Below are 13,406 nucleotides of genomic sequence, written 5' to 3'. Positions count from 1 at the left end.
AATGACCTTTGAATCAGCACAAGGGGTTTCAGACGCTGAAGCCAACCGCTGCGTCAGTGTTCGCAAAATGAATGTCACGGTGCTGGAGCAAACCCTGGTTTTACCGATGCTGGTGGCACCGATGGCTTTTCAATGTTCAGCCCATACTGATGGCGAGCGGGGCTAGATCGCCATCAGCTTCAAGGAAGTCGGCTACTTTGCGGGCATACCCAGCTTCAGTGGCTTGTAAAGGAGGTGAGCGCGTACTCATTTAAACATAGGTCAATGAAAACTCCGTGAAGGCTACGCAGTAAGACTAGCGGTAGCAGTTCTGTGGGTGCATGGTTGAAGAGCACCTGTACCTACTGCCTTCATGAACTGCCATCTTTGGTCGATCGCTGCCGCTGTTGGACTTGCCTCCATGACGCTCACTGCTTTGCGTGCCGAGGCTTTACCAGTGGAGTCTGATAGCGCTTGTTACATGACCACTGCGTCTGGGCAAGTCATCGACCTGAAACAATCGCTCTGCCGCACTCAGCCTGCTAGCCGTGCGACCCAAACACGTTCCGCCTACAGCCGACCCGCTTCGTCGCGATCGCACACTGGAGTTCGGTCTGTGGTGAAAAGGGTCAATGGTGGCGTGACGACTACGGTGTACTCTTCGCCTGGCTATAACGCAACCATGCGCTCTGTTTATTCGGGTTCCAACTATGGCTACAACTCCGGTCCCCGCACTCAAACGTCTTCCTCGTCCGGGTATTAAAGCGCTAGTGCTGCCGCTCAACTGCACTGCCGTTAGCCGCCGCTTGCATCTAGCAGAAGGCTGCTCGATGGTTGGATGGCAGACGCTTGCAGCCAATGATGCCCAAAGAACAGCGATCCTGGCGGGATGACAGCCACAAACTCTGCTACAGGAATAGCGATCGTGTCGGTGACAGCGCTCCAGCCGCGTTTCATGCACGCATTTCCACAAGGCTTGACGCTCAGTTGCACCCAGCTTAAATGTAGTGGGCTAGTACTGCTGCTGTCGGTCGTCCGACTGTGCCAGTCATGCCTACGAGCCGTCTAGGTAAGCGGCTAAACTGGAGTCGCCAACTGCAAGCAACCCCCCTAACGACACGATGGTGGTGCCGCGTAAAATCATCCACATCGACATGGATGCCTTCTTTGCCGCTGTGGAGCAGCGTGACCACCCGCAGTACCGTGGCAAGCCTCTGGTCGTCGGCGGTAGACCGGACCAACGGGGTGTGGTTGCCGCTGCCAGTTATGAAGCACGCGCCTATGGCATTCACTCCGCCTTACCCTCACGCCTTGCCCAGCAACGGTGTCCGCACCTGCTCTTTGCCTCACCCCGGTTTGAAGTCTACCGCGCTGTCTCACAGCAGATTCGAGCCATCTTCGACCACTACACCGACTTAGTGGAACCGCTCTCGCTGGATGAAGCCTACCTGGATGTAACCCTGAACAAACCCGGTATTGCTTCCGCGATGGCGATCGCCCGTGCCATTAAACAAGCGATTCGGGCAGAAACGCAACTGACGGCTTCCGCCGGAGTTTCGTACAACAAGTTTCTCGCCAAGCTTGCCTCTGGGTTAGACAAGCCGGATGGACTTTACCTCATTGCGCCCGAGCAGGGGCAGGCAGTAGTGGAAGCCTTGCCAATCGCGAAATTCTACGGCGTGGGAGCGGCGACAGCTCAAAAGATGCAGGCGCTCGGCATTCATAAGGGGGTAGACCTGAAGCAGTGGTCCGAAGCCGATCTGGTGCAACACTTTGGTAAAACAGGCAGCTATTACTACCGCGTTGCCAGGGCTGAGGACGAGCGCCCCGTCAACCCACATAGGGTTCGCAAGTCGATGGAGCCAAGCAGTCCTTTGCGGAAGACCTGGAAGGGCTGGAAGCGATGGATGAGGCGCTGGCAAAGCTGGCTAGGGAAGTAGCGACCCGCCTGGACAAACAGCAGCGCTATGGCTATACCCTGACACTCAAGGTCAAGTACGCCGACTACCAGCAGATGACTCGTGCTCAGACAGTGACAGGGCTGTTGCGGGATGCCGCGACGCTCTACAGTCTAGCTACAAGCTTGCTGCAGTCACACCTTGATCCCAGCCGCAAAGTGAGGCTGTTAGGACTAACGGTGTCCAATCTAACAGAACCCACCATAGAGCGAAGCTACAGTCAGTTACAGCTAGAGTTGCCGCCGTTTTTCTAGGTACTCACCTTAGGTGACACTGTCAACGAAAACCTGCTGCTTTCGCATAGCCTTGTGTGTGTGCGTGCTCTTCAATGTGTTTCTAAAGCAAACGGTTAGGGAGTGAGCGGCATCGCTATTGGAGGGCAGCGATCGCCCGTTAAAACGCGATCTTCTTGAAGAGAAATCAAATCTCTCTTGTCAGCTTCACAAGGACCATAACTTGGTGGTTTATTCTATACGCAATAACTAGACAGCTACCGCTTCATTACTAACTGGGCTTAAAAGTTTGGTAGAACTAGAACCCAACACTTGTTTGATTGTCTCTACATACACTTGATAGGTATGTTCATCTAAACAAACAATTTTGACCTGTTCAATGCTGAAATGCGTATTCAGGAATTGTTGAACCTCACTGATTGCAATCTTTGCCGCTTGATCTACTGGAAATTTACCCCTACCAGTTCCTAGTGCCGGAAAAGCAAGTGTACGAACAGATTGTTGATGTGCCACCGCCAAACAACTTCGATAGCACTGAGCCAGCAGTTCATGTTCTCCACGATCACTTACACCTAAAGTAGGTACAACCGTGTGGATTACCCATTGAGATGGAAGTTTATATCCTTTAGTAAGCTTAGCTTCTCCCACATCACAACCATTAAGGCTTTGACATTCTTTTTGTAATTCCGATCCTGCGGCATCATGAACTACAGTATCGATCTTCCTATTGTCTTTAGGCAAAGGTAACCACCCTATTTTATTGCTTGGAAGCAGATTCTTGTTGGTTGAGTTAACAATCGCGTCTACCGATTGCTGAGTAATATGTCCTTGTACTACTGAAATCCGATCATGTAAGTCTATTCCAGACTTAAGCAAAACTAACCGACGAATTTCATGTACTTCCTCCTCAGCAATATTTACAAATTTTGCAATTCGGTTATGCAAATTAATCTCATCTGAAGTAATAGAACCATCCGCTTTCGCAATTTCCCAGGCAGTACACAATAGCAATCGATATTTCATCTTGGCTTTCTGGGGATTCTCTTCCTTCAAAAGACCTTTATTTAAGACTTCTTCCAAGGTTGTCTGCTGCTTCATCACTTCACGAATTCGTCGTTGGTCTGACTCATTAATGGCGGAGTTGAGTAACAGTTTCTCGAACACATCTTGCTCTGCCATTGAGAAATTTCCATCTATCCAAGCCATAGGTAAAGCAGAAATTAATACGTCAGCAAGGAATGCACTTAATTTTCGCTTCTCACCCTCATCTCGCAGGGTCTTTGCACCATAAATGATGCCAACTCCCGTGATAGCTGTAAGCGCGATTGGAAGGGCGACTGTCAAACCGATAAATGCAGTCGGTGCAACTGCAATGCCACTACCCATACCAATTGCTGCTTTTATAGAAGTTAAAAAACCTGCTTGAACAAACGTAGCAGTTGTAATGCCTTGAGTTGCTGCTCCTGCAATTGCACCACCTACTAATCCTTCTGCAATAGAGCCACCGATTTTTGCAACTGGAGGTAATCCTTCTGTTACGATCCGGCGGTTGATCTCATCTGGTGGTAGTGATGGATCAGATTCGGGATCGGCAAGGTAAGAAATCAGGGCATTCATCAAAGCTGATAAAACGTCATCATACTTACCATTAGGATCGACTGATTCTTTAATTCGATCCAACAAAGCCTGAGTTTGTTGAATTGTTTCTTTCCAAGCTTTAGTTCCTATCAACGCTGTTAGGTCATCAATATCTCGGCTAATCAAGCCAACTTCTTCGGGATATTTGCTAACCAAATAATCCCGATTCGCAGCAACAAGAAAATCTAGAGACACTAAGCTAACAACTGCTGCTACCATACCTGCGATCGGAGTTGTAAGTGCCCCAACTATAGGTACACCTGTCCAGGGTATGTAGGAATATACAATAAAGGTCAAAATACTCCCTAAGACCAACAGCACACTTGTTAAATATTTTCTAGCTTCTGCATTCAGTTCATCATCCTGGTAAATTGTCCAAAGAAGTCGGAGGTAGAGAGGAATTCTTGCTAATCTTGGGAGCGTGAACTTCAAAAGCTGCCCTGCAACGGGAACTATTACTGAAACGAACAGTTGCAACAGTTCGGGAGCAATCTTCATGATAAGCTCAGCAATCACCAGAGGCATAACTCTCTCCTTTTAGAATAAGTACTTCGGTAGTATTTACAGAGTTCCCTTCAAATCATCTTCCCTCGACAATTTCACGAATTGCTTCGCACATCTCGCACGTTTCTCGACTCAACCCCTAGTTAGCATGACCAGCAGCTTAGGCTCGCCTGACAATCAAGAACAGAGCAGCGCTAAGAACCGTGCCAGATGTGAGTGTCTACGGATTTGGCTTCCGATTTAGCGTCCTGTATGGTCAAGCTCTCCGACTAAAATAAGAACCTGCTCAGTGTTGCTTTAGCGAGGGGCACTGCGTGGCGATTTTACCTACCCTCAACTGTTATGGCTTAGCGATGAGTCAACAACCCTGCCCCCTTTGCTCCACATTGATCGCGCACCAGGAAAGATATCCGCGTGCTGTTTGCCAAAATTGCGTTGGTAAAGCGTGCGATGAGCAAGGACGACAGTTGAACTTTGTTAACCTTTCAATGAGCGGCGGCTACGGAGCAGTAGTGGCAGAGACTGGAGCGGACTATCCCAGCCATCTTTGTTATATCAATGGTGTGAAGTGCTGGGCAGATGAAGCCAGGTTTGGCGGGATTGTGATTCAGGTGCAAGATGAGGCGTAGTCTCTGTTTCAGCGACAAACGCATAGCCTTGAGGTGGTTTATTGTTCCACTACTCTCCCAAACCTAAGTACAGCACACCTCCATTGGCGTGGGCATCATTTCATAGTTGCAGCCAAAACGACCGTAAACCAGTGCTTACAGCCTCTGAATGGGCAACCATACCGAGTCCGATTGATCGGAGTACGCATAAGCGCTTAACTTTGGTACAGTAGCGACCCTCTGCCAGGATCGCGTGAGAACCGAACTCTCAAGTCCTGCTACAGCTAATTTTCCTAGCTTGTCTGAGTCTCAATCAAAGGAAACCCCTACTGGTTGGCTGTTTAACTCTTATGTCGATTCTCAAAATCAGTTAGGTGCAATTGTGCGTAACTACTTTACGTGCAAGCTCAATAGTAAAGATGAGTCAATTACTAGCGATCAGCTTGAAGTGACGATGAAATAAAAGGTTTAGCGAAAGGAATGGCAGCGATCGCATACAAAGGGCACAACCATTTCTGATCGTTTTGGTAAAGATCCCGACAACTGATGTCATACAGGGGAATGCTTAATTGTGTTTGAGCGCTTGTAGACAGACAGGAATTTTCGTATGCCTAGATATTTCACACATTACTGGACTAATAAAACTTGGGGGTGGAGCAGAGCCAGTGGTACTGGTAACGACTTACTAGACCATATTGCAGGGAATATGTTTCGCAAACGGAACGTCAGTAAGGACGATGTGATTTACGTCGCCACAGTGGTTCAAGGCAAGCTTTACCTATGCGGAAAGCTCAAGGTCGATAGAATCTGTGAGATGTCTAAAGCTGCCAGCATACTAAATTGTGACATTTATGAGTTATGGGACGCAGGTGAACACATACTTGCATCAGAAGCTACGACGATGGATTTCAAACGTGAAATACCTTTAGACGTAACTGAAAGTCTTAAGTTCAGGAGTGGAGAGAAGCTAAAACCTCTTGCGTTTGTTTCCCCCGGTCATTTGGATCAACAGACCCTACGAGGTGTTAGAGAACTTGATGAGGACTCTGCCTTAAAGCTTGATGAATTTTTACCTCCGCTTGAAGCGGTATCAGCGCTTCGGTCTGAACAGCAAAGGGATATTCCGCTAGCTGAACTCACTTACCCTAATGAAGTTCCTGATGCTCAGACATATTCTGAAGGTGCGGTCAAACAGGTTCTAGTCAATGCCTATGAACGTAGCCCAGAAGCCCGTAAAGCTTGCATAGCTCACTACGGGTTAACTTGTAGCGTCTGCGATTTTAACTTTGAGAAGTTTTACGGCAAGGTTGGTGAGGGTTACATCCACGTCCATCATCGCGTTCCTTTATCTGAAATAGGTGCAACGTATGAAGTCGATCCTGTTAAAGACCTAATCCCTGTCTGTTCTAACTGTCATGCCATGCTACACAGGGAAACACCTCCTTATGAGATTGACCAACTTAGGCAGTTAATGGAAGCGAACAGACAGAGAAAGGAAGAGGCATGATCCTGATAAGGGTAAGGAGTGAAATCGCCAAAGTGTGACGGATAAAAGGCTATCAGGGAACCTAACGATTAAACCTCAGCCTTAACTTTCTCTTACTTGTAGGAATATTAAAGCTTTTGTAAAGCAAAAGTAATATGTCTGGTAATCGCCTAGTTAGCTGGATAATTTTGTGAAATCGGTTCTTTGCAAACGATAAAATCCAACACAAAATTATGGCTCGGATAATTTGTCCTAAATGTGGTTACCCGTTTGAAGCCAACAACCAAGAGAGTTTTGTTACGCGGGGAGGAGCCGCAGCGGTCGGGTCGTGGGTGGGCGCTCAGTGGGGAGCGGGTGTCGGTCTTGCGACGGGTGGCACTGGCATGGCTGCTACGGTGCCTGGAGCAATTGTGGGTGGCTTCATGGGTTGGTTCGCAGCAGATCAATTTCGGCAATGTCCACAGTGTAAAAAGATTTTCAAAACCTAATAGCGGTTGAATCAAAGCAAAAGTTGTCCCTATTATTTACGTTGTTATGGCACCTGATCCAATCGATATGGAATTGGAAGCGCTGAAAACCGCACTGTTTGAGCAGCGCAACTCAGGGCAAGACGAATACTCAAGCTCTATCAGCGCGTCTATTAGAGCATTGCAGACGATCGCATCGGGGCTTGAGGAGTTTGAGCATGAATTGAAACGACGCTGCTTAACCAGTAAAACTAAAGCGGTAGAAGCCGATAAATATCTAAAAATAGCTTTGGCTAAACAGGAGATGGGGCAAGTTTTTCAGCACTCCATTGATAAAACAGTTCATTTAAGGCTTGCTAAAGCGATGGAGAATCAAGCTTCAAAAATAGAGATGGAGCTAATTAAATTAAAGGTCAATTTGGACTTAGCAGCTAAGGAGATTGGTAGACCCTAGATGACTAGGGCTATCTTGAAACGGTTACAAGGCGTGTGCTTAGTGGCTGCTAATGACGATCGTGTAGGTGCTTAGTAGGTGAAATCGCCAAAGTGTGACGGATAAAAGGCATCTGTGACGGATGCGTGACGGATGCGTGATGGCTAGAACCCTTATATAGCGGAATTGTGACGGATGTGGCGGATAAACGTGACTTTATTTACCCCTATACCCCTTTATTGATTGTACCCACAGTTGTTGTTGCAGTGAAAAAAAGTCTTAAATAACGTGAGTTTGGGTTAAGAGTGCCTGAAACTACTGATTTTTCGTACTGCACCGTTTAGAAATTCCCGAATTGGCGGCTTGAGGGCAAAAAACGGGTGTTTTTAGCTGTAGTTCTCAGGGTGGGATGTGGATAAAAGCCCTGTTGAACAAAGCTTTCAGCTTTCCGGCTTAACGTGAGTTCGGGTTAAGCTAGGTTGGGTTGCACCGCCTCTAGCAGGTGTGGCTCCGTTGAAGGGCGAACAGGAACTTAGCCCCGGTCGCCGATCCCAGTTGCACTGAACCTTCTGGGCGCGGCTCTGTTGAAGCTTTGACCAGACACCAATCGGACTTGCACACCTTGTTGCACTATGTGTCCTAGATGGCTTGATGAATACAGGCTTTAGCGTGCCCCAATGAGGGACACCACCCGATTCATCTATGAGCAAAACTCTTGTAAGGAAAGTAGCAGTTCTCAGTCTGACGCTGGCGATCGTTAACGTCTGTCACTTCTCTGCCTCATCTGAACAACACTAAACTTGGCGCTTGCAGATGAGCTTTTCGGTCGGTCGTCTCACTGGCTCCTCGGTGAGGGTGCCGTTGGAGGCTTGCATCAGTTCGTTTCGGGTCAATCCCTTTGGTTGGGAGAGGACGGTCATGAGTGGCGAGTACGTCCATTGCTCCTGGTCAGTCACTGCGTCAAGGCTAAACCAGGCAGAAGACAGTGCATGGCTAGCTGGCAGGGCAGGGGCACCACAAGCGGCGAGCCTGCCCCAGGCGTTCAGTCAAAAGCCTCCCAAGCGCTGTACGGTAAAGCATGTTCCTTATCCAACTGTTCGTGCAGCGATCGATAGAACTCCGCGATTTCGAATGCCTGCTTGGCTGATTCCCAATTGAGCTGCCGTCTGAGGCGATCGACGGCTCCCACGTCCCACTGTAGCCGTAGTTGTTGTTCGATGGTCCACACGAGTTGCTTCACCACCGCCGCATTGTCCTCCACTTGGTCGGGTAGAAAGAACAGCGGCTCGATGGTGAGACAGCCATCTTCCAGCGATTGCAGGTGCGACCATAGCTCCAGCAGTTGTTCACTGGTGTATAGATCCAACCATGGCTCCACCAGTTGTTCAGTGGTGTGTAGACCCAGCCCATCAATAAACGTGTCTTGGTCTAACTTCACAGCTGCATGGATAAAGATAGTCCTGCACGTGTCGTTCAGCCGGAAGGCGACCTGGTACAGTTCACCGCCTACCAATGTGTGGATCGCTTTGGCGATCATCCAAGAGCCTTGAGCCAGCACTTCTAAGCGGTAGCTGTGGTAGGCAAAGAGGCTTTGGTAATCAACCGACGTAACGACTTTGTGCAGTGCTTGGGTTTGCGCTGGAGTCAAATGCTTGAGCATCAGTAGTGTCTTCCTTTTAAAGACAAAAAGCCGCTCCCCCATAAATCGTGGCAGCGGCTTTTTTCAATTGTTGCTGACCATCATAGCACCGACACAGCAAGGGGACACATCTTTCGCTCCAGGCTCTTGCTGCCACCTTTCACTCACAACGTCAACGTCCACATCAACTGAGGCGATTGCCGCCCTGATGCCAGTGCCAGTCTGCACTTGTCACCGTAACAGGGATTGCTTGCCGGATTGAAATGCCAGCACGTAGGGTGAGAACAGTCCTGTTTGCCTACCACTGACGATGCCCATTGAAATCACCCTAGAGCGACGGCAACTGCAATTGACCCGTACAGAAGCAGCACTGGCGAAAGCTGCCACGAGTCGTCACGCCCTACGACGACAGTTTGACCGTGCGATCGCGGTAACCGCGCTGTTTGAGCCTGCTGGCTCTCTCAAAATCGATGAGGCGACTTTACGCTGGTCGATCCATCGCTATTCTGAAGACGAGAGGAAAACAGCATAGTCGATAACGTAGAAAACTGCCAGAGTAAAGCTTTCTCAGTAGTGGTGTGGCAGAAACAGTATCAAACCGGGTGTGTGAACATCACGACAAGTGCTCACGCTTCATCACTGTTTGCCATCATCACTGGTAGGAAAACCCTTCTTGATCAACCAATCCTTGATTGCCTCTTCCAACGCCACTGCTTGGGTCAGTTCCATTCGCACGCAAGCAACTTCAAACGCAATCTTTAAGTCTTTCGGAACTCTGCCCCGAATCTCCCTTATCTCCTTTGCCATAGGACTTTCCGTTTTAGTTCGGGGTTAATTGTTACACGGCAATTTAACAAGATCTCATTTGTGCAAAATTGCACTTGTGCGATTGAGCGATCGTGCCATAATATTAGCGATACAGTTCTGGCGCAGCTTTTTACAGGTATATGCTTCCTGAAACCTTCTTTGCCCTTCCAGAAGAATTCCCACAAACCTCTGCCCTTCCTAAGTTTCAGCTGGGCGATCGCGTCCGCTTTGTCCCCCTGCCTACTGAAGATTACGGCATCATCGTCGGACTCCAGTTCGTACCAGCGGCACACCTTCCGGGCTGGGGGTGGCGTTACACCATCTGGCTTGATCCCCAGTCACCCAGTCGTGCCTGGACTGACTCAGACCTGGTCTGGGAAGACGACCTGCAACGTTTCACGCTTGACCCGGCTGACCCTTTAGCCCAGGAGCAACCCGCATGACCCCGCAAGCCTTAGGCAGACGCGAACTTGCTCTGCTGCACTTTTACTGTGGTTGTCAGTTCAGCATGACCCCGCATGAGTTCTACGCTCGCTGGGGCGTCACACATACGCAAATCGCACAGATCTGTGGTGTGAGTGAGGCATCAGTGGACCGCTGGTTCTCACACGGCAAGCACCACCGTGTGGCTGAAGTCAGGCACCGCCGCAAGCTGGCAGAGATGCATTTTATCTGGGAGCACTACGAGCGCGTGCCGTTAGAACTGGTCGCTTACATCTGTTCACCCCCACGCAATGGTCAAGTCCCCTCACCGTGATAGGAACCATTTCCCTTCGACAGGGGGGCTGTTTTATGGTGATGAAGCTCGGAACTTAACCCAGTGGCTTTGTGATTGAAATTTCCCTGGAAAAACGTTGTCTCACCATTGACCGCATCACCGGGGCGCTCGCCCAGGCTGCCTATAGCCGTTCTGCCATGAAACCCGAACTGCTGACACGGCTGGAGCAACTAGCGGCTCCCTATGCGCCCCTCCCGTCCTGGTCCGTGCATCCCAATACCATCCGTGCCCTGGTGCGGCGTTATTCGGAACAGTCTGCCTTTTACCCGCTGGAGGAAATGGCGCAGTGGCTTGCCTACCAGCGCTACGGGCTGTTCCTGCTGCCAGGGCATCAACCCCTCTTTTATGCCCGTACAGAACATAAAACCGTCTGCCCCAACCGTAGTGCCACCGCTGCCCTCGGTGAAGCCTGCCTAGGCTTGGTGATGCAGTCCCTCTACCACGGTCGGCTGTTAGCGAGACCGATCGGTGATTATCCGGATGCCGTCTGTGCTCACCCCACCGATCAGACGCTCTACTTGGGCGAAGCAAAAGCGACGGCGGCGCAGACGGTAGACGACATCAAGCGCGTGATTGACAGTGAACTACCACGCTTTATCCCCTTTGTGGTAGCAGCCAACGCCTTGGACAATACACCGACTAAAGTGTTAGGGCTACTGGTCGGAACCACGATCCTGAGCAGTGACCAGTGGCATTGCGCGATTTCCGAAGTACAGGTCTAAAGCTGATGGTACAAGTTATTTCCGAGCGTGAGTTTATCCTACAACAGGTGGTGTGTATCCTGGTCGCAAGTGCGGACAGCGGCAATGACAGCAATCTGGTACTGCAACTGGCATTGACGGAACTGGTCAAGCAGGTGATGCGGGAACTGGCACAGGCTAGCGAAGCAGACTATCTTCAGGGCAAGCTGCTACAGGCAGCGATGCAAACCACCACGCAACTGCTGGAGGCACGGGCAGCAACAGTCAACCAGGGCGACCTGTCCCCTTATTGGACACGCATCGCCCGCTCGCTGCGCTGGGTTGCCAAAGAAATGACCACGTTAGGGTTGCGGCTCCAGGCAACACAACAGGGTGAAGTGATGCGTGCGCCCAAGGTGGTGTCTGCTGCCCCCGTCCCTTTCCAGATTACTGAGTTGGGATCACGGGGTCATTCAGAGGGTTTAATTGTCCACCCCCTGGCAGACTGCCGTTTAGCTCTGGAGCGCGTCCCGCAGTCCTACCGGGTCCGAGCTAGCAGGGGTTATCCCTGGGAAGTGGAAAGCGAGGGGATCACGTTCGTGGTTGAGGCGGATAGCAGCATCATCACGTTTCTGGAGGGCTTTCCCGATGCTGTGGTTGAGCAGGCAAAAGCAGCTTTGGAGCAGCTTGCCTATGACTTGTATGCCCCGCTTGAAGTCTGGGAAAAGTTCTAGTCAAGACCAGAATGGCACCCAGGACACTGGAGCATTTGGCGCAGGGCAAGCCGCTCTAGCAAGCAGCAAAATTAGCCAGCACAGCGCTTGGCACGCTCGCTGCTAGTTGTGTGCATGAGTGGGGAGGCTTGTCCTCATTTTCTGATGATGGTTTTACAGCACCTCGGTTTACCGCTAAGCCATCACTCCTAGATCCCCCATCATCCTTGGCGTTTCTATAAACGGCACCGACCAAAGCACAGCCTTTAAAGCTAGGGGAAAGCTACCCCGTGCGGATGAGGAACTTCTGAACAAGGGCAGAAACAGCCTGAAGGCGATCGTGGGTTATTTAGACAACCCAAACACATCAGAGTCGTGGTGGCAAAGCCCAAGTAGAGGAGCAACACTGGCTCTAGCGAGACGATCGCTGCTTTTGTGTCGAGCAAGCTATTGCCGAACAAACGATAGTGCGGTTCAACAGCCATTAGCCGTTCAGTGCCTCTTGAAGCTAGAGTCACCCTCTTCATTCGCTCGTTGACTCTAGAGGTCGATACAAGTCACCGCTAAAAGCTCATCCAACTGCGATTGCACTCGCTACAGGAGAGTAGCAACTTGTCATTTCACCATTTACAGGTGAAAGACTAAATTCTCATTTCAATCATGAGAAATACCTCATCAAAAGATTAAGAAAGTTAAAAATTTGCTCAAACGCAACGATTTTGAGCAAATAAATCTTATCTAAAACATAAGTGCTACTACGGTTGCGAACTAGAAGGAAAAGTGCTTTTCAAAATATCAAATTTCTTGCTTACCTTCTTACTCTCTTTATATCAGCATGCAACCAAAAATGTCAAGTTTTAAGGGAATCCGCTTCAGCAAAGCAATCAAAGATTTTTCGGTCGCAACAGCATGAGAAGAAATTCAGTATCAACCTTTGCTTTCGATAATTCACACATCCTATAAAACTCTTTTTCTTAGCTTTGTAACGTAAGTTTAACTTTGAGTTAAGGTCTCAAAATCCACGGTATCGCGCGCTTTTATTTGTATGTTATGAATGCCGTATCACAGAAAAACAACGGCAAAAATATGCTGACTGACCATAGAAAATTAAATTTTGCGAAACATGTGAAAGCTCTACTTAGTCGAGACTGTGTATATGTGATCCTGCGATCTCTTTTTGAGTCGAGCACTCATCGAGTCAGCAATGCTTCACTCTCTTACGAGGTAGGAATCTAATATGGCAGCCTTTTTAACGCTACCCAATTTCATTGTGAATCTTGAAGCCATTCAAATGATCAAAATCAGCCCAGATCCCCTGACTGTTTTAATCTTCTGGACTTCAGGCTACGAAGAAACAATGCTTCAGGGTGAGGATGCTTTGCGTTTTATAGATGCCGTTGATAAATATTCGATCAATGGCTTCAACAACTCTACCCTTCACGATTGAAGATGGCTGGCTTGAAACAGTTTTGACTCATGAGTC

General features: G+C 49.3%; 18 protein-coding genes and 1 pseudogene. 13 read left to right on the top strand and 6 right to left on the bottom strand.

What is annotated here, in order from left to right; translation table 11 throughout:
* Nucleotide 1 precedes the first annotated feature (1 nt).
* Nucleotides 2-166 (top strand): hypothetical protein, encoded by a 165-nt coding sequence (locus tag H6F76_RS18370; RefSeq protein ID WP_190510504.1) that lies wholly within the window; start codon nucleotides 2-4, stop codon nucleotides 164-166.
* A gap of 186 nt (nucleotides 167-352) precedes the next feature.
* Nucleotides 353-742 (top strand): hypothetical protein, encoded by a 390-nt coding sequence (locus H6F76_RS18365; protein ID WP_190510502.1) that lies wholly within the window; start codon nucleotides 353-355, stop codon nucleotides 740-742.
* 32 nt (nucleotides 743-774) lie between these two features.
* Here H6F76_RS18365 and H6F76_RS18360 read toward each other — a convergent pair whose 3' ends face one another.
* Nucleotides 775-936, bottom strand: a complete 162-nt coding sequence (locus tag H6F76_RS18360; RefSeq protein ID WP_190510500.1) for a hypothetical protein — start codon at nucleotides 934-936, stop codon at nucleotides 775-777.
* A gap of 164 nt (nucleotides 937-1,100) precedes the next feature.
* On the opposite strand from H6F76_RS18360, the pseudogene dinB reads away from it, so the two are divergent.
* Nucleotides 1,101-2,191 (top strand): annotated as a pseudogene (dinB, locus tag H6F76_RS18355) (DNA polymerase IV).
* Nucleotides 2,192-2,419: 228 nt separating this feature from the next.
* Here the strand turns inward: dinB and H6F76_RS18350 are convergent.
* Nucleotides 2,420-4,333: a macro domain-containing protein gene (locus tag H6F76_RS18350; protein WP_190510498.1), complete on the bottom strand. Its 1,914-nt coding sequence runs from the start codon at nucleotides 4,331-4,333 to the stop codon at nucleotides 2,420-2,422.
* 293 nt (nucleotides 4,334-4,626) lie between these two features.
* Here H6F76_RS18350 and H6F76_RS18345 point away from each other — a divergent pair, with 293 nt between their 5' ends.
* The 4 genes from H6F76_RS18345 (at nucleotide 4,627) to H6F76_RS18330 (ending at nucleotide 7,327) form a co-directional block, all read left to right on the top strand.
* Complete coding sequence (locus tag H6F76_RS18345; protein ID WP_347276062.1) at nucleotides 4,627-4,941, top strand: hypothetical protein; 315 nt, start codon at nucleotides 4,627-4,629, stop codon at nucleotides 4,939-4,941.
* A 586-nt stretch (nucleotides 4,942-5,527) separates the two neighbouring features.
* Nucleotides 5,528-6,427 (top strand): HNH endonuclease, encoded by a 900-nt coding sequence (locus H6F76_RS18340; RefSeq protein WP_199322194.1) that lies wholly within the window; start codon nucleotides 5,528-5,530, stop codon nucleotides 6,425-6,427.
* 212 nt (nucleotides 6,428-6,639) lie between these two features.
* Nucleotides 6,640-6,894: a hypothetical protein gene (locus H6F76_RS18335; protein WP_190510496.1), complete on the top strand. Its 255-nt coding sequence runs from the start codon at nucleotides 6,640-6,642 to the stop codon at nucleotides 6,892-6,894.
* Nucleotides 6,895-6,940: 46 nt separating this feature from the next.
* A complete protein-coding gene (locus H6F76_RS18330; protein WP_190510494.1) occupies nucleotides 6,941-7,327 on the top strand; it encodes a hypothetical protein in 387 nt (128 codons plus the stop codon).
* Between the two features lie 773 nt (nucleotides 7,328-8,100).
* Here the strand turns inward: H6F76_RS18330 and H6F76_RS18325 are convergent.
* Both H6F76_RS18325 and H6F76_RS18320 read right to left on the bottom strand, forming a co-directional pair.
* Nucleotides 8,101-8,262: a hypothetical protein gene (locus tag H6F76_RS18325; RefSeq protein WP_190510492.1), complete on the bottom strand. Its 162-nt coding sequence runs from the start codon at nucleotides 8,260-8,262 to the stop codon at nucleotides 8,101-8,103.
* A gap of 86 nt (nucleotides 8,263-8,348) precedes the next feature.
* Entirely contained in the window at nucleotides 8,349-8,966 is a 618-nt protein-coding gene (locus tag H6F76_RS18320) for a hypothetical protein (RefSeq protein WP_190510490.1), read from the bottom strand.
* 289 nt (nucleotides 8,967-9,255) lie between these two features.
* Between H6F76_RS18320 and H6F76_RS18315 the strand changes: the two genes are divergently transcribed.
* Nucleotides 9,256-9,477, top strand: a complete 222-nt coding sequence (locus tag H6F76_RS18315) for a hypothetical protein (RefSeq protein ID WP_190510488.1) — start codon at nucleotides 9,256-9,258, stop codon at nucleotides 9,475-9,477.
* A gap of 104 nt (nucleotides 9,478-9,581) precedes the next feature.
* On the opposite strand, the gene H6F76_RS18310 is transcribed toward H6F76_RS18315, so the two are convergent.
* Nucleotides 9,582-9,752 carry a hypothetical protein gene (locus tag H6F76_RS18310; protein WP_190510486.1) on the bottom strand — a complete coding sequence of 57 codons (171 nt, stop codon included), beginning with the start codon at nucleotides 9,750-9,752 and terminating at the stop codon, nucleotides 9,582-9,584.
* A gap of 140 nt (nucleotides 9,753-9,892) precedes the next feature.
* Here H6F76_RS18310 and H6F76_RS18305 point away from each other — a divergent pair, with 140 nt between their 5' ends.
* The 4 genes from H6F76_RS18305 to H6F76_RS18290 all read left to right on the top strand — a co-directional run bounded on the left by H6F76_RS18305 (nucleotide 9,893) and on the right by H6F76_RS18290 (nucleotide 11,944).
* Nucleotides 9,893-10,195, top strand: a complete 303-nt coding sequence (locus tag H6F76_RS18305; protein WP_190510484.1) for a hypothetical protein — start codon at nucleotides 9,893-9,895, stop codon at nucleotides 10,193-10,195.
* Nucleotides 10,192-10,509: a helix-turn-helix domain-containing protein gene (locus H6F76_RS18300; protein WP_190510482.1), complete on the top strand. Its 318-nt coding sequence runs from the start codon at nucleotides 10,192-10,194 to the stop codon at nucleotides 10,507-10,509. The genes H6F76_RS18305 and H6F76_RS18300 overlap by 4 nt, the downstream gene beginning before the upstream one ends.
* A gap of 71 nt (nucleotides 10,510-10,580) precedes the next feature.
* A complete protein-coding gene (locus H6F76_RS18295; protein WP_190510480.1) occupies nucleotides 10,581-11,252 on the top strand; it encodes a hypothetical protein in 672 nt (223 codons plus the stop codon).
* 5 nt (nucleotides 11,253-11,257) lie between these two features.
* Nucleotides 11,258-11,944: a hypothetical protein gene (locus tag H6F76_RS18290; RefSeq protein WP_190510478.1), complete on the top strand. Its 687-nt coding sequence runs from the start codon at nucleotides 11,258-11,260 to the stop codon at nucleotides 11,942-11,944.
* Nucleotides 11,945-12,195: 251 nt separating this feature from the next.
* Here the strand turns inward: H6F76_RS18290 and H6F76_RS18285 are convergent, their stop codons facing one another.
* Entirely contained in the window at nucleotides 12,196-12,408 is a 213-nt protein-coding gene (locus tag H6F76_RS18285) for a hypothetical protein (protein ID WP_190510476.1), read from the bottom strand.
* 752 nt (nucleotides 12,409-13,160) lie between these two features.
* Here H6F76_RS18285 and H6F76_RS18280 point away from each other — a divergent pair.
* Nucleotides 13,161-13,370 carry a hypothetical protein gene (locus H6F76_RS18280; RefSeq protein WP_190510474.1) on the top strand — a complete coding sequence of 70 codons (210 nt, stop codon included), beginning with the start codon at nucleotides 13,161-13,163 and terminating at the stop codon, nucleotides 13,368-13,370.
* Nucleotides 13,371-13,406: the final 36 nt, after the last annotated feature.

The sequence above is a fragment of the Leptolyngbya sp. FACHB-321 genome (assembly GCF_014695975.1).
Taxonomy (GTDB): domain Bacteria; phylum Cyanobacteriota; class Cyanobacteriia; order Leptolyngbyales; family Leptolyngbyaceae; genus Stenomitos.
This window is presented reverse-complemented; position numbering and strand designations above follow the sequence as displayed.

Coding starts and splice junctions, on each gene's coding strand:
- H6F76_RS18370 (WP_190510504.1), top strand. CDS start 2: ATGACCTTTGAATCAGCACAAGGGGTTTCAGACGCTGAAGCCAACCGC.
- H6F76_RS18365 (WP_190510502.1), top strand. CDS start 353: ATGAACTGCCATCTTTGGTCGATCGCTGCCGCTGTTGGACTTGCCTCC.
- H6F76_RS18360 (WP_190510500.1), bottom strand. CDS start 936: ATGAAACGCGGCTGGAGCGCTGTCACCGACACGATCGCTATTCCTGTA.
- H6F76_RS18350 (WP_190510498.1), bottom strand. CDS start 4,333: ATGCCTCTGGTGATTGCTGAGCTTATCATGAAGATTGCTCCCGAACTG.
- H6F76_RS18340 (WP_199322194.1), top strand. CDS start 5,528: ATGCCTAGATATTTCACACATTACTGGACTAATAAAACTTGGGGGTGG.
- H6F76_RS18335 (WP_190510496.1), top strand. CDS start 6,640: ATGGCTCGGATAATTTGTCCTAAATGTGGTTACCCGTTTGAAGCCAAC.
- H6F76_RS18330 (WP_190510494.1), top strand. CDS start 6,941: ATGGCACCTGATCCAATCGATATGGAATTGGAAGCGCTGAAAACCGCA.
- H6F76_RS18320 (WP_190510490.1), bottom strand. CDS start 8,966: ATGCTCAAGCATTTGACTCCAGCGCAAACCCAAGCACTGCACAAAGTC.
- H6F76_RS18315 (WP_190510488.1), top strand. CDS start 9,256: ATGCCCATTGAAATCACCCTAGAGCGACGGCAACTGCAATTGACCCGT.
- H6F76_RS18310 (WP_190510486.1), bottom strand. CDS start 9,752: ATGGCAAAGGAGATAAGGGAGATTCGGGGCAGAGTTCCGAAAGACTTA.
- H6F76_RS18305 (WP_190510484.1), top strand. CDS start 9,893: ATGCTTCCTGAAACCTTCTTTGCCCTTCCAGAAGAATTCCCACAAACC.
- H6F76_RS18300 (WP_190510482.1), top strand. CDS start 10,192: ATGACCCCGCAAGCCTTAGGCAGACGCGAACTTGCTCTGCTGCACTTT.
- H6F76_RS18290 (WP_190510478.1), top strand. CDS start 11,258: ATGGTACAAGTTATTTCCGAGCGTGAGTTTATCCTACAACAGGTGGTG.
- H6F76_RS18285 (WP_190510476.1), bottom strand. CDS start 12,408: ATGGCTGTTGAACCGCACTATCGTTTGTTCGGCAATAGCTTGCTCGAC.
- H6F76_RS18280 (WP_190510474.1), top strand. CDS start 13,161: ATGGCAGCCTTTTTAACGCTACCCAATTTCATTGTGAATCTTGAAGCC.